Origin of the sequence: Streptomyces sp. NPDC015345, from assembly GCF_043078805.1 — a bacterium.
GTDB lineage: Bacteria > Actinomycetota > Actinomycetes > Streptomycetales > Streptomycetaceae > Streptomyces.
This window is the reverse complement of sequence record NZ_JBIBTX010000005.1, coordinates 259144-272263: the sequence shown is the minus strand read 5'-3', so window position 1 is coordinate 272263 and position 13120 is coordinate 259144. Positions and strand designations below refer to the sequence as shown.

Annotated in this window: 13 protein-coding genes; 7 read left to right on the top strand and 6 right to left on the bottom strand. The window is 71.0% G+C overall.

Annotated features, from left to right (window positions below):
- Positions 1-98: 98 nt before the first annotated feature.
- Both ACF062_RS22520 and ACF062_RS22515 read right to left on the bottom strand, forming a co-directional pair.
- On the bottom strand, positions 99-1721 hold the full coding sequence (locus tag ACF062_RS22520) for an ABC transporter permease (protein WP_392140643.1): 1623 nt from the start codon (positions 1719-1721) through the stop codon (positions 99-101).
- Entirely contained in the window at positions 1718-2662 is a 945-nt protein-coding gene (locus ACF062_RS22515; RefSeq protein WP_392140641.1) for an ATP-binding cassette domain-containing protein, read from the bottom strand. Before ACF062_RS22515 ends, ACF062_RS22520 begins: the two co-directional genes overlap by 4 nt.
- Positions 2663-3122: 460 nt before the next feature.
- Here ACF062_RS22515 and ACF062_RS22510 point away from each other — a divergent pair, with 460 nt between their 5' ends.
- Positions 3123-3533 (top strand): GbsR/MarR family transcriptional regulator, encoded by a 411-nt coding sequence (locus ACF062_RS22510; RefSeq protein ID WP_392141197.1) that lies wholly within the window; start codon positions 3123-3125, stop codon positions 3531-3533.
- 46 nt (positions 3534-3579) lie between these two features.
- On the opposite strand, the gene ACF062_RS22505 is transcribed toward ACF062_RS22510, so the two are convergent.
- Positions 3580-4464: a diacylglycerol kinase family protein gene (locus ACF062_RS22505; protein WP_392140639.1), complete on the bottom strand. Its 885-nt coding sequence runs from the start codon at positions 4462-4464 to the stop codon at positions 3580-3582.
- Positions 4465-4640: 176 nt separating this feature from the next.
- Between ACF062_RS22505 and ACF062_RS22500 the strand changes: the two genes are divergently transcribed.
- Both ACF062_RS22500 and ACF062_RS22495 read left to right on the top strand, forming a co-directional pair.
- Positions 4641-5924, top strand: a complete 1284-nt coding sequence (locus tag ACF062_RS22500) for an adenylosuccinate synthase (RefSeq protein WP_230901948.1) — start codon at positions 4641-4643, stop codon at positions 5922-5924.
- A gap of 150 nt (positions 5925-6074) precedes the next feature.
- Positions 6075-8867 carry a hypothetical protein gene (locus ACF062_RS22495; RefSeq protein WP_392140637.1) on the top strand — a complete coding sequence of 931 codons (2793 nt, stop codon included), beginning with the start codon at positions 6075-6077 and terminating at the stop codon, positions 8865-8867.
- A gap of 232 nt (positions 8868-9099) precedes the next feature.
- Here the strand turns inward: ACF062_RS22495 and ACF062_RS22490 are convergent, their stop codons facing one another.
- The 3 genes from ACF062_RS22490 to ACF062_RS22480 all read right to left on the bottom strand — a co-directional run bounded on the left by ACF062_RS22490 (position 9100) and on the right by ACF062_RS22480 (position 10784).
- Positions 9100-9615: a hypothetical protein gene (locus tag ACF062_RS22490; protein ID WP_392140635.1), complete on the bottom strand. Its 516-nt coding sequence runs from the start codon at positions 9613-9615 to the stop codon at positions 9100-9102.
- A gap of 75 nt (positions 9616-9690) precedes the next feature.
- Positions 9691-9939, bottom strand: a complete 249-nt coding sequence (locus ACF062_RS22485; protein ID WP_392140634.1) for a DUF397 domain-containing protein — start codon at positions 9937-9939, stop codon at positions 9691-9693.
- Positions 9936-10784: a helix-turn-helix transcriptional regulator gene (locus ACF062_RS22480; RefSeq protein WP_392140632.1), complete on the bottom strand. Its 849-nt coding sequence runs from the start codon at positions 10782-10784 to the stop codon at positions 9936-9938. The genes ACF062_RS22485 and ACF062_RS22480 overlap by 4 nt, the downstream gene beginning before the upstream one ends.
- A 136-nt stretch (positions 10785-10920) precedes the next feature.
- Here ACF062_RS22480 and ACF062_RS22475 point away from each other — a divergent pair, with 136 nt between their 5' ends.
- The 4 genes from ACF062_RS22475 to ACF062_RS22460 all read left to right on the top strand — a co-directional run bounded on the left by ACF062_RS22475 (position 10921) and on the right by ACF062_RS22460 (position 13104).
- A complete protein-coding gene (locus ACF062_RS22475) occupies positions 10921-11319 on the top strand; it encodes a hypothetical protein (RefSeq protein ID WP_392140630.1) in 399 nt (132 codons plus the stop codon).
- A gap of 162 nt (positions 11320-11481) precedes the next feature.
- Entirely contained in the window at positions 11482-12309 is an 828-nt protein-coding gene (locus ACF062_RS22470; protein ID WP_392140629.1) for a hypothetical protein, read from the top strand.
- A gap of 118 nt (positions 12310-12427) precedes the next feature.
- Positions 12428-12694: a hypothetical protein gene (locus ACF062_RS22465; protein ID WP_356575871.1), complete on the top strand. Its 267-nt coding sequence runs from the start codon at positions 12428-12430 to the stop codon at positions 12692-12694.
- A complete protein-coding gene (locus ACF062_RS22460) occupies positions 12691-13104 on the top strand; it encodes a hypothetical protein (RefSeq protein ID WP_392140627.1) in 414 nt (137 codons plus the stop codon). Before ACF062_RS22465 ends, ACF062_RS22460 begins: the two co-directional genes overlap by 4 nt.
- The last annotated feature ends 16 nt before the right edge of the window (positions 13105-13120 follow it).

The following is a 13120-nucleotide window of genomic DNA, read 5'->3' as shown; positions in this document are numbered from 1 at the left end:
TTCGCAGGCTTGGTCTGCGGGCCTTGCGGAGCAGTGCGGGTGCGTCGTGGCTGGTCGCGCAGTTCCCCGCGCCCCTTACGGGGCGGTCTTGCCGCCGCTCAGGTGATCATGTCCCTGCGGCGCAGACCCGCCAGGCCCCCGGCAGTCAGTACCGCCGCCAGCAGCGTGAGCGTGAGCAATGGGGGCCAGGACATCGCGGTGCCCGGCAGCTTCGGGAGGTGGCCGAAGGGGGAGAGGTCCATGACCGCCTGGGGCAGGTCGAGTGCCGGGCCGATCCAGCCGATCGCGAGGCAGGTCCCGACCACGGCCCAGGAAGCCGCCGCCGCCTTCGGGTACGCCCCCACGAGCAGCACCGCGAGGCCGCCGAGGACCCAGATCGCGGGCAGCTGCGCCAGGCACGCGCCCAGCACGGCGCCCATGTCCTCGCCGTGGCCGACGGCCATGCCGAGGCCGCAGACCGCCATCAGGAGCACCGTCCCGCCGAAGGCGATCACCAGGTGACCGGCCGCCCACCGCAGCCGTCCCACCGCGCCCGCGAGGACCGGCTCGGCGCGCTGCGAGGTCTCCTCGCCGTGCAGCCGCAGCACGGACGCCACCACGTACAGCCCGGCGACCATGCCGAAGAGGCCGGTCAGTGTGGCGAGGAAGGCGTCCGTCAGGCCGGACTGACCGCCCATCCGCTCGAAGATGTCGCGGGTGTTCTCGTTGTCGCCGACGATGTCGGCCGCGCCGGACGCCATCTGCCCGAAGACCAGCCCGGCGAGCAGGAAGCCCGCCGTCCAGCCGGCCACACTGCCCCGCTGGAGCCGCAGGGCGAGCGCGCCGGCCGTGGCGAGACGGCCCCGCGCGGGACCGGGCCGCGTCGGCAAGAAACTCATCCCGACGTCGCGGCGCCCCGCCAGTTCGTACGCGGCCAGCCCCTGCGCCACGATCACGGCGCCGACGAGCGCGAGCACCCACCAGCGCTCGCCCGTGAAGGCCCGCAGGTTCTGCTGCCAGCCGAGCGGCGAGAGCCAGGTCGCGGCGGACGAACCGGCCGTGTCCCCCGTGTCTCCCGAATCACCGGCGGCCCGCAGGACATAGGCCGTGCCGAGGACCGCCGCCGTCAGCCCCTTGGCGAGCCGCGCGCTCTCCGTGAGCTGCGCGGCGACGGCCGCCACGCCCGCGAAGACCATGCCGGTGCCCGCGACGCCGAGACCGAGCGCGAGCGCCCCGGCCGCGCCCCGCCCGGCCAGGCCGACGGCGATGAGCAGCCCGGCCCCGGCATTGGCGACGAACGCGGCGAGCAGGGCCGCGGTGAGCGGCGCCCGCCGTCCCACCATGGACGCGGAGAGCATCTCCTGGCGCCCCGTCTCCTCCTCTTCACGGGTGTGCCGTACGACGATGACGAGGCTCATGACGGCGGCGAGGATGCCCGCGAAGCAGCCGATGCGCCAGGCCGTGAGGGCGCCGAGGGAGTCGCCGTACACGGGCCCGTACATCGCCCGCATCGAGGAGTTGGCGTTCATCGACTCCATGGCGTCGGCGCGCTCGGCGGCCGTGGCGTAGACGCTCTCCAGGGAGCCCGGCATCGCCAGCACCAGCCCGGCGACGACCACGATCCAGATGGGCGTCATGACCCGGTCGCGGCGCAGCGCGAGCCGCAGCAGGGCGCCGGTGCCCGCGAGTTGCCGCGTCCCGCCGCTCCGGGGCGCGGCGGCGGCGCCGAGGACGGCGGTCATCGCGCCACCGCCTCTTCCTGCGTGCCGGCCGTGTGCGCCGCGTCCTCTTGGTAGTGCCGCAGGAACAGCTCCTCCAAGGTGGGCGGCGTGCTGGTCAGCGAGCGGATGCCGGAGGCGGTGAGCGTCTTGAGCACGGCGTCGAGCCTGTCCGTGTCGACGTGCAGCTCCACCCGGTGCCCCCGGCCGCCCTCGGTCTCCCGCTGGACGAGCTGGTGGACGCCCGGCAGGTCCGCCAGGCCGTCGGGCGGCCCCGCGAGTTCGGCGTGGACGCTGGTCCGCGTCAGATGGCGCAGTTCGGCGAGGGAACCGCTCTCGACGGTCTGTCCCTTCCTGATGATGCTGACGCGGTCGCAGAGCGTCTCGACCTCGCTGAGGATGTGCGAGGAGAGCAGGACGGTCCGCCCCCGCGCGCGTTCCTCGGCGACGCAGCGCTGGAAGACGCCCTCCATGAGCGGGTCGAGCCCGGAGGTCGGCTCGTCGAGGATCAGCAGGTCGACGTCGGAAGCGAAGGCGGCGACGAGGGCGACCTTCTGGCGGTTGCCCTTGGAGTACGTACGGCCCTTCTTCGTGGGGTCGAGTTCGAACCGCTCGACGAGGTCGTCGCGCCGGGCCCGGTCGAGCCCGCCCCGCAGCTTCCCGTACAGATCGATGACCTCGCCCCCGGAGAGGTTGCGCCACAGGGTGACGTCGCCGGGGACGTACGCGACGCGGCGGTGCAGGTCCACGGCGTCGCGCCAGGGATCGCGGCCGAGCAGCTGGGCGGCTCCGGAGTCGGCGCGGAGCAGGCCCAGCAGGACGCGGATGGTCGTGGACTTCCCGGAGCCGTTGGGCCCGAGGAAGCCGTGCACCTCGCCGGTCTCGACCGCCAGGTCGAGACCGTCCAGGGCGTGTGTCCTGCCGAACGACTTGTGGAGTCCCGAGACGGTGATTGCCTTGGTCATGATTCTGAAAGTACGGGAGTTTCACAAACTTGTGAAGTTAAGGAAACGTATAAACTCGTGGTGCTGGCGGCGGGCCGGTGTGACCAGGGGAGATGATCGGCAGATGACGAGCGAGGACGCCGCGCGCGGGCGGGAACGGACGCGGAGCGACGGGAGCGCCGACGCGGAGGCCAGGACAGAGGCTGACGCGGAGGCCGGGACGAAGGCTGACGCGGAGGCCGGGACGAAGGCTGACGCGGAGGTCGGGACGAAGGCTGACGCGGAGGTCGGGACGAAGGCTGACGCGGAGGCTGGGACGAAGGCTGACGCGGAGGTCGGGACGAAGGCTGACGCGGAGGTCGGGACGAAGGCTGACGCGGAGGCCGGGGCAAGGCCCGAAGCGGAGGCCGAGGCGAGGGCCGACGCGGAGGTCGTCTCCCGGTTCGTCGAGCGGTTCGCCTCGCAGCTCGTCGAGGCGGGCATGGCACGGATGCCGTCCCGCGTCTTCGCCGCCCTGCTCGCCTCCGACTCGGGCGCCCTCACCGCGGCCGAACTCGGCGACCGGCTGCGGGTCAGCCCCGCCGCCGTCTCCGGCGCCGTGCGCTACCTGACGCAGCAGCACATGGTCTCCCGCGAGCGGGAGCCCGGGACGCGGCGCGACCTCTTCCGGGTGCACAGCAACCAGTGGTACGAGGCGCTGGGCAGCCGTGACGCGGTCCTCAAGCGCTGGGAGAACGCGCTGCGGGAGGGCGTGGCCGGCCTCGGCGCGGACACCCCGGCGGGGCGGCGGCTCGCGGAGACGCTGGCGTTCTTCGAGTTCCTCGAAGTCGAACTGGCCGAGATGATGGACCGCTGGCGGGCCCACCGAAAGGCCCTGTTCGAACACGGCTGACGGCTGACGGCTGCCGGCTGCCGTGACTGACGCGCGGGCGGCAGGATCAGCGGGGCAGGGTCAGCCCCCACGCCCCCTGGTGGACCGTCCAGGTCCTCGTGCGGACCGGCCCCGTCACCGTCGCGTCGGCGCGGTAGCGGAAGTCCGCCCCCGAGACCGTGACGCTCCGCGCCCGCACCCGCAGCGGCGCCGCCTCCGCGCCCACCGAGGTCGGCCGCACCTCCACCTGCGCGAGGCCGCCGTGCCCCGCCGTGACGCGCACGCCCTCCACCGGCTGGTCCAGGTCGACCAGCGTGACGCCGTCCGCCTCGACCCGCAGCCGCGAAGGACCCGCCACCGGCGCCGCCGCCACCCGCGAGGGGCGCGTGGCCAGAGTGCGTACGAACGACTGGCAGGACCGCAGCCACGCGTGCCCGTCGGCGGCGGAGGCACGGGACAGGCCGGGAACCCGGGCGGACGCGGCGGAGGCGACCGCCCGGTCCCCCGGTCTCGGCGGCCCCCCGTCCACCGGCGGGATCCGGAGGTCGCCGAGCACCACCCCGTCGCTCTCGTCCACCAGCAGATCGAGCCGCCGCTCGGCCCCTTCGAGGACCGCACGGGCCGCCGCGACCGCCCCGGCGGGCACGCCGAGCGTGCGCGCGAGCGTCTGCGCGGTGCCCACGGGGACCAGGGCGAGCGCGGGCCCGGCCAGCCCCCGCTCCCGGTGCAGCGCCTGCACGGCCCGCAGCAGCGCACGGTCGTCACCGATCACCACGAGGCGGCGCGCACCCCTCCTGGCCAGGGCTTTCGTGAACTCCTCCGGCCCATCCGGCAGGCACACCCGCACCGCCGCACCCGCGCCGAGCACATCCCTCGCGATCCGCACCGACTCGCCGTCCGCGCGCCGGGCGACCGGGTCGATGACGACGAGGAGCTGGTCGCGAGCCGACACCGCGCGCCCTTTCTTTTAGCCGTTCTTTGAGACCTCGGGTAGCATCTTTGTGCAAGAGCCCCTTGCGCTATTGCGCCAGGGGCTTCGTCTATTCCGGGGCAGCATCCAAGGCACACCCATATGGCGGCTACGGCCCCTGACCTTGGACATGCCCCGCCCGGAAGGGGTGTACGCCTGTGCCCGCACTTGTGCTGCTCGGTGCTCAGTGGGGTGACGAAGGCAAGGGAAAGGCCACTGACCTGCTCGGTGGCTCCGTGGACTATGTAGTGCGTTACCAGGGCGGCAACAACGCCGGCCACACGGTCGTCGTAGGCGACCAGAAGTACGCGCTGCATCTCCTCCCTTCCGGGATCCTCTCCCCGGACTGCGTCCCGGTCATCGGCAACGGAGTCGTCATCGACCCGTCGGTCCTGCTCTCCGAGCTGAGCGGTCTGAACGAACGCGGCGTCGACACGTCCAAGCTGCTGATCAGCGGTAACGCTCACATCATCACGCCGTACAACGTCACGGTCGACAAGGTCACCGAGCGCTTCCTCGGCAAGCGCAAGATCGGTACGACCGGCCGCGGCATCGGCCCGACCTACGCCGACAAGATCAACCGCACCGGCATCCGCGTGCAGGATCTCTACGACGAGTCGATCCTTCAGCAGAAGGTCGAAGCGGCGCTGGAGATCAAGAACCAGCTCCTCACGAAGCTGTACAACCGCCGCGCGATCGAGGCGGAGCAGATCGTGGAGCAGCTCCTTGAGCACGGCGAGAACATCAAGCAGTACGTCGCCGACACCACCCTGATCCTCAACGACGCGCTCGACGAGGACAAGGTCGTCCTCTTCGAGGGCGGCCAGGGCACGCTCCTGGACGTGGACCACGGCACGTACCCCTTCGTCACCTCCTCGAACCCGACCGCGGGCGGCGCCTGCACGGGCACGGGCGTGGGCCCGACGAAGATCAGCCGGGTCATCGGCATCCTCAAGGCGTACACGACCCGCGTCGGCGCGGGACCGTTCCCGACCGAGCTGTTCGACCAGGACGGCGAGGACCTGCGCCGCATCGGCGGTGAGCGCGGCGTGACCACCGGCCGTGACCGCCGCTGCGGCTGGTTCGACGCCCCGATCGCCCGCTACGCGACCCGCGTGAACGGCCTGACGGACTTCTTCCTCACCAAGCTGGACGTCCTCACGGGCTGGGAGCAGATCCCGGTCTGCGTCGCGTACGAGATCGACGGCAAGCGCGTGGAGGAACTCCCCTACTCGCAGACCGACTTCCACCACGCGAAGCCGATCTACGAGATGCTGCCGGGCTGGTCCGAGGACATCACCAAGGCCCAGACCTTCTCCGACCTGCCGAAGAACGCGCAGGGCTACGTGAAGGCCCTGGAGGAGATGTCCGGCGCCCCGATCTCCGCGATCGGCGTGGGTCCGGGCCGCACGGAGACGATCGAGATCAACTCGTTCGTCTAGGAGCAATGCGCAAAATTTCAAAAAGCAAGCGCCTTCGACCAGTTCCCGCCGGTCGAAGGCGCTTGTCGCTTTCCGTTCCCGACGTCCCGTTCCCAACGTCTCCTCGGACGTGGATACTTACTGCCACTTTTCGGGGGAGGGGTGGCAGACATGGGTTTCCCGAACGCCGCGGGAGCGACGGACTTCCTGCGGGCCTTTCGCGCGGTGGTTTACCCGAGCGACTGGAAGTCACTGAACGAGAAGGCGTTGCCGCCGGTCCTGCTGCGCACGGGCGGTGAGGGAGAGGGGGCGGCGCAGCGGTCGGCCCGGGTCCTCGACGCACTGGAGAACTCGCTGAGACTGCCGGACTGCCGTGCGGTCCCCTACGCCAGGCCGCAGCGCCCAGCGTCCGCGACACCGGGATCGGCGCTGCTGACGCTCCGCGTCGGCGCCGAGCTGCCCCGGGACCCGCTCAAGCGCACGGGCAGGCTGAAACTGCGCGACTTCAATCTCGTCGCGGAGCTGGTGGAGGGGGCCAGGAGGCTCGCCGAGCAGGACCGCGCTGCGCTGTCGGATCAGGAGTTACAGGACCGGCTGGTCGGCCGGGCGCTGCGGGACGACCTGTACGCGCTGCGGGCGCAGGATCCCGACGGGGTGCCGCACACCCTCGCGCAGCCGCCGCCCGAGGGCATGAACGTCGTCCTCGCCCTGATCCTGCGCGTGGTGGCGCGGCCCCTCTTCTACCGGCTGCCCCGGCGCCTGTGGGCGTGGCGGTGGAAGCGGCGGCTCCTCACGTCACGCCGGTACGGCTGGTACCGCAAGTGGCTGAACCTCGCGCACACCCACGGGTCGTTCTTCGACCGGGTCTCCGAAGTCCTGACGGCCCAGTCGACGGCGTTGCGAGGCAATGAACAGGACCGGCAGAACGCGCTGCTGGAGATGGAGAAGCTGCTGCTGCGCGCCCTGATGGCGGATCTCCACCGGGCGCGTTCCGGCCGGTGGGGGCCGTGGAAGCGGCGCCGCAGGACCCGCCGGGTCGTCCTGCTCGATCTGCCGGCGGCCTCGACGCCCGGCGGCCAGGACGCCGTGCGGTTCCTCCAGGCGTACCGCAGTGTGTGCCGCGCGCCCGGCGCTTCGTCGCTGTGTCTGATCGGTGCGGGGCTGCCCGACGGCTATCCGGAGGTCGCCGGGCAGCGCTGGCACCTGGAGCAGACCGAGGGGCTCGCGGCCGTGGCGCAGTACTTGCGCGCGTCGGCGCCGGGGGACGAGCGGGACGGCGATCCGAGACTGCTGCAACCCGCTCTGGACGACGACGCCTTCAGGGGGGTCGGCCTCGCGGTCGCCCCACTGCATCCGGCGGTGCCGCCGATCGGCCCCCGCGCGGAGAGCGCGCTGGCGGTGGCTCTCGCGGTGCTGCTCGTGGCGGCGCCCATCGCGTTTGTGCCCTGGTTTTCTCCGGATTCCTCTCCGGACATGCACTGCCTGGACGGGAGCGTCGCGGACGGCACCATCGACCCGGAGCGTCTGCGCAACGTCGCACTGGAGCGGGGTGGACTGCGCAAGGAGAACGACAAGGCCGCGTACGACGCCGTGGTCCGGCAGATCGAGGGCCTGAAGAACAAGCAGTCGAACAACCAGCAGGCACGGGCCGCCGAGAAGGACGGCTTCACCGTGCGCAAGGTCGTCTACCTGGGCTCCTCGGTGAGTGCCGACCCCGGGCGGGGTGAGTTCAACGGCGCCGTCGCCGAACTGCGCGGGGTCTGGCTGGCCCAGACGCGGCTGAACGGCGAGGCCGCACAGGACCCCCAGAAGGAGAAGGTGCAGCTGGTCGTCGATGTCCGGGACACCGGCAAGGACTTCGAGAACGCGGCGGAGGAGGCGGCCAAGGTGGTCGCCGAGGCCCGCAAGAACGCCAAGCACCACGACCACAGGACCATCGTCGGCGTGGTCGGGTTCGCCGAGAGCCGCGACCGCACCCAGAGCGCCGCCCGGATCCTCAGCAAGGGCAAGGTGCCGGTGCTGAGTACGACGGCCACCGCCGACGCGATGCAGGAGGCGGGCCCGTACTACCGTCCGCTGGCGCCGAGCAACGAACGGGAGAGCCGGATCGCGGCGGAGTTCGCGCGCAGCGGCAGCGTCGTCGAGGAGACGGACGACGCCAAGAAGACGACCGGTTACTGCCAGACCGCGAAGCAGGCGGTCGTGGTGAAGGACCCCCGGGACCTCTACAGCGATGAGATCGGGTCGAAGTTCGTCAAACACTTCACCGGGACGACCCACACGATCGAGTACCCGGGTGGCGCCGCCAACGGCATGGACACCGCCAAGCGGATCTGCGCATTCCGCAAGGAGGAGCGGCGCACGGTCGTGTACTGGGCCTCACGCGTGGAGAGCTTCAACACCTTCCTGGACAACTTCAACAACACCGGCTGCGCCTACCAGACCCTGACGGTCATCGGCGGCAACGAACTCACCAACGCGGCGATGGCGGGCGAGTACAACTTCGCCCGCGACTGGCTGCGGCTCTACCACACCGCGCACATCCTGCCCGTGGGGCACGAGGAGATGAACGGGGAGGCGCAGCGCTTCGCCGCCAACTACTCCTACTACGCCGGGGACAACGACCCCTGGCTCAGCGACGGGCACGGCCCGCTGGGATTCGACGCCCTACGGGTCCTCGGCAGGGCCGCCGACGACGCGAACGCCAGCGTCAGGAACGAGGTGACGGCCTCGGCCGTCAAGTCGAAACTGGACAACGAGCTGCGTCTCGAAGGGGCCAGCGGCGCGATCCACTACCGGGAGGGAAACGTGGGCTCCAAGCCCCCGGTCGACAAGGGCTTCGTCATCGAGAGGTACACCAAGGACGGCCCGAGCCTGGTCCTGCACTGCGGCACCTTCAGCCTGAACAAACCCAGCGTCGAGACGTGGGGGCCGAACGATCTCTCCTGCCCCAAGGACAAGTAGGGGGAGGCCTACTCGGCCCAGGAGTCGGTCCTGCCGGGCTGGTCCGAGGACATCACCAAGGCCCAGACCTTCTCCGACCTGCCGAAGAACGCGCAGGGCTTAGGAGTGGGTCGCACACCACCGCGACCCACCCCTCGCGTATGTCGCGCGACACTGCCGGCATGACGGTGAGCGGCGCGTACCGGCGGCTCAGGGAGCTTGCCGAGGCATTCGAGGCGGTGGCCGCCCGCGCCTACCGCCGACGCCGGTAGTACGCGAACGTGAGAGCGAGCAGCAGCGGCCCCCACAGCGTCATCAGCCCGCTCACCGTCATCGCGAGGACGTTCCAGCCGTCGGCGTAGGGCCAGCCGCGCGGACCCTCGGTGAAGGCCAGGACGAGCCAGTCGGCGCACAGCACGCTGAAGAGCACCCCCGCGAGGGCCCCCGGGACGATCACGGCGGCGGGCGGTACGCGGCGCCCGCCGAAGCGGGGGACCCAGGCCGGGAAGACCTCGCCCCAGCGGCGCACGAACCCGAGTCCGAGAAACGCGGCCAGCTCGGTGAGCACGCTCAGCCCGAGCACGTACGGCGTGTTCCACCACACCGGGTCCGGGTCCGCCCCGCCCATCCCGTACCCGAAGGCGATGGGCAGCCGCCACACGCAGACGGGGAGCGCGAGCAGGGACAGCGCGTGGGCGGCCCGGACGGTCCAGGCGGGGGCGCGGGCAGGAGTCGGGGCGGGGGCGGCGTGTGCGGCTGCTGTGGTCATGCCGCAAGCCTCGCCGCGATCCCGGCGCGGTGGATCACCTCCGGGGCCGGTCCTCCTCCGCCGCGCGAGGGAGCGCTACTCGGCCCAGGAGACGAACGCGGTCCAGGCGTCCGCCGAGACGGAGAGGGCGGGGCCGTCGGGGTTCTTGGAGTCGCGGATGTGGGTGGTGGTGCGGGCGGCTTGAGGGCAGGGGGCGATCTCGACGCAGTTGCCGCCGCTGTCGTTGCTGTAACTGGACTTGCGCCAGTCGTAGGCGACTTCGACGCAGTTGCCGCCACCGCCGTCGCTGTAGCTCGACTTGAACCATCGCAGGGTGCTGCTCATCGCTGTTTCTCTCCTGCCAACTGCTCGATGAGGCTGAGCGAGTCGTCGGGACTCAGGGCCTGTGCGCGGATCTTCGCATAGCGGTGGGCCAGTTGGGAGACTTGCGCCGGATCGCTGACCAGGATGCTCTGGTCCTCGATCTCCAGGAAGACCACGTGCTCGTGATCCTTCGTCTCGATGAGCTTCATGGGACCACGATCGCCCGCGTACGTCCCACGCAGTCCGCGCGCCAACGGCAGCACCTGCACGGTGACATTGGGCCGTTGGGCGTCCTCGGTGAGCGAGCGCAACTGACCGCGCAGAATTTCCCAGCTCCCGAACGGCCGCCGCAGCACGGACTCCTCCAAGATCAGCTCGATCATCGGGACGGGGACCCGGTCCAGCAGTGCCCTGCGAGCCAGCCGAGCTTCGACCAGTTCCTCGCACTTCTCCTCGGACACGGGTGGATAGCTCCCGGTGATCAGCGCCCGCGCGTACTCCTCCGTCTGGAAGACGCCGTCGACGACCAGGGTCTCGTACGAGAAGAGGGTGAGCGCCGCCGCCTCCATCGCGGAGAAACCCCGGAACCGCGCCGGATACTTCTCCATCAGGACGTACTGGCGGGCCTTCTCGAACACCCCCAGCCCCGCCCCGATCGTCTCCTCCAGCTTGACCAGCATCTGGTCGCTGGCCGGCTGCGCGCACGTCTCCATCGCGCTGATCGCGGACCCCGTGTACCCCGTCATGGCGCCCACCTCGGTCTGGGAGAGCCGCTGCTGCTCCCGCAGGGCCCTGGCCAGGGCGGCGACGAGGTGCGTGACCCCGCCCGCCTCGTCCTTGTTCGCGGACCGCGCCATCGCGGTCACCTCCGAAAGTATTCCGAACTCACCGGATCTCAACCGATCTCAACCGGCCTCAACCACACACGGCCCGTATCCGACCGTGCGCGGCAGTCGACTCAGAGTCATGGAAAAGCTATCCCGCCGCCGCTTGGCTGAATCCATGAACACGTACAACGTGCAGGCCGACTGGATCCCGGCATCCGGCCTACAACTCCGCAAGGCGGGCGTTCAGTTCGACGCCGTACGGGTCGACGGCGACTCCGGCCGCGTGATCGCCGACGAGCTGGCGTGGCTCACGGGCGGCGACCCGGGGCCGATCGTGCAGGAGGAGAACGGGCGCCGCGCGGTGTACTTCCTCGTGGCGGTCGGCAGTACGTCCCACCGGTCGTGGCCGGATGGGGTCACCCGCCTGACGGCCGGGCAGGGGCACGTCTCGTACGTACCGGTGCCCGCATTGGAGGGCCATACCTGGCCGCTCAGTTGGCGCTACCGGCCCAGCGGCGCGGACCGCCGCGTGCACACACTGCTGCTGCGCGCCGCGCTTAACTCGCACGAGTGAAGATGATGAACGCGACCTGCTGAAAAGGCAGTTCAGACTTGCGGGCGTCGCTTTGCGTAGGCATAGAGTCACCGCCAGCAGCGCGGCCGATCGGCGGCGCAAAAAGTTGCCCCCACGGTGCGCGAACACCTGGGGGCTCGACACCCGGAGCAAACCCTCCAGATGCGTATCCATCGTACGACGCCCACGCGCGCGTTCTCCAGCTTCGCCAACTCTCTTCTCCGCGACACGTCCATCTCGTGGTGCGCGGCAGGCGTACTGATGTACCTCCTCAGCCTTCCGAACGGCGCCCGTGCCACGGTCCGTTCGCTGGCCGAGCAGCGCAAGGAAGGGCGGATGCGGATCGCCGCCGCCCTGCGTGAGCTGGAGGAATCCCGGTACCTGAAGCGAGTCGTCCGCAAGGATCCGGAGACGAAGCAACTCTTCACCGTCTACGAGGTGTTCGATGCCCCGTACGACGAGAAGCCCTCAGAGGGTGACGGAGAAAAAGTTCAGAACCTGGCCTCCGGCGTGTCGCCCTCCGCGGCGGCGGGCGCTCTCCCTTCGGGAGAAAAGACCAGGGAAGAAAAACCTCCCACCCCGGAGCCGCCGCCGAGCGGCGACAAGCCGCCGAGTGATGACAGGCCGCCGGGCCGGGCCGCCCAATTGCTGGCCTCTCTCGGGCGGCGCGAACCCCGGCTCGCGATCGGTGCCGCCGAGGCCGTCCGCCTCGCGCCGCTCGTCGAGGAGTGGTGGGCGGTGGGCGCGAGCGACGCGGCGGTGCGGGCCGCGCTGACGCAGGGGCTGCCGCCGCGCGTGTACTCGGCGGCCGCGCTGCTCAAGAACCGGCTGCACCGGAAGCTGCCGGCTCCGCCGCCCCCGCCCCGGGCACCCCGCGAGGGCGAGGAGAGGCGGGCGCCGGGGGAGCCGGGGTTCGTCGCGGCGGCGCTGCGCGGCGGGGCGGCGGCCAGAGCGGCGTTGCGCGGCGGGGGCGTACCGCTGCTCGCCTGACGCCGGAACGCAGACTCCCGGCCCGCATCCGCGCGGCCGGGTCCTTCGAAAGAAACGGAGTGCCATGACCATCGCACTCGAACGCCCGGAGACGGTATACCGTCGGTATACTGTCGTCATGGCCGACACCACGATCAAGGTTGACCCCGCCGTCCGTGACCGCCTCATGGAGCTGGCCCGCGAGCGCGGGATGACCATGCGCGATCTGGTCGCGCAGCTGGCCGGGGCCACGCCCACCAAGGAAGAACAGCAGCGGCGGTACGAGGAGACGAAGGCGTACGTCGAGGAGCACTTCCTCGGGGGGCCTTACACCGAAGAGGACGAGAAGGCGGGCGAACAGCTCTGGGCCGACCTCGAGGCCGGTCGCATCGGGGAGGTCCAGTGAAGAAGGACAAGTACCCGCTGCCGCGTGCCGTCATCTTCGACGACACCGCCGCGCTGGCGCTGGGCGCAGGCAACAGGATGGCGTCGCGGCTCGTGGTCGAGGCGGAGAAGGACCCCGCCCTCCGGGTCTACGTACCGGCTCTGGCCCTCGCGGCGGCCGAGCGTGACCGCGCCGGAGTCGCCGAACACGTCGGATCGCTGCCGTCCGTCGACATCACGGAGCTGGACTTCGCGGGCGCGGCTGCGGTCGGCAAGAAGCTCCGGATCGACGGCGCGGCGGACTGGGGAGGGGCACATGCGCTGCACCTCGCGCTGCCGTCGCCCGAGTGGCCGCGCGGCCGCCCGGTGCTGACCAGGGCGCCCCATCGCTATCGGGGCACGGGCATCAGGACCCTGCGGATCGAGGGCTGACGTACGGCGGGGCGGG

What these genes read in the sequence shown, in the direction of transcription:
- ACF062_RS22515 (WP_392140641.1), bottom strand. Translation starts at nt 2,662, where the DNA reads ATGACCAAGGCAATCACCGTCTCGGGACTCCACAAGTCGTTCGGCAGG.
- ACF062_RS22475 (WP_392140630.1), top strand. Translation starts at nt 10,921, where the DNA reads ATGAACACGTACAACGTGCAGGCCGACTGGATCCCGGCATCCGGCCTA.
- ACF062_RS22520 (WP_392140643.1), bottom strand. Translation starts at nt 1,721, where the DNA reads ATGACCGCCGTCCTCGGCGCCGCCGCCGCGCCCCGGAGCGGCGGGACG.
- ACF062_RS22470 (WP_392140629.1), top strand. Translation starts at nt 11,482, where the DNA reads ATGCGTATCCATCGTACGACGCCCACGCGCGCGTTCTCCAGCTTCGCC.
- ACF062_RS22495 (WP_392140637.1), top strand. Translation starts at nt 6,075, where the DNA reads ATGGGTTTCCCGAACGCCGCGGGAGCGACGGACTTCCTGCGGGCCTTT.
- ACF062_RS22485 (WP_392140634.1), bottom strand. Translation starts at nt 9,939, where the DNA reads ATGAGCAGCACCCTGCGATGGTTCAAGTCGAGCTACAGCGACGGCGGT.
- ACF062_RS22465 (WP_356575871.1), top strand. Translation starts at nt 12,428, where the DNA reads ATGGCCGACACCACGATCAAGGTTGACCCCGCCGTCCGTGACCGCCTC.
- ACF062_RS22510 (WP_392141197.1), top strand. Translation starts at nt 3,123, where the DNA reads ATGGCACGGATGCCGTCCCGCGTCTTCGCCGCCCTGCTCGCCTCCGAC.
- ACF062_RS22490 (WP_392140635.1), bottom strand. Translation starts at nt 9,615, where the DNA reads ATGACCACAGCAGCCGCACACGCCGCCCCCGCCCCGACTCCTGCCCGC.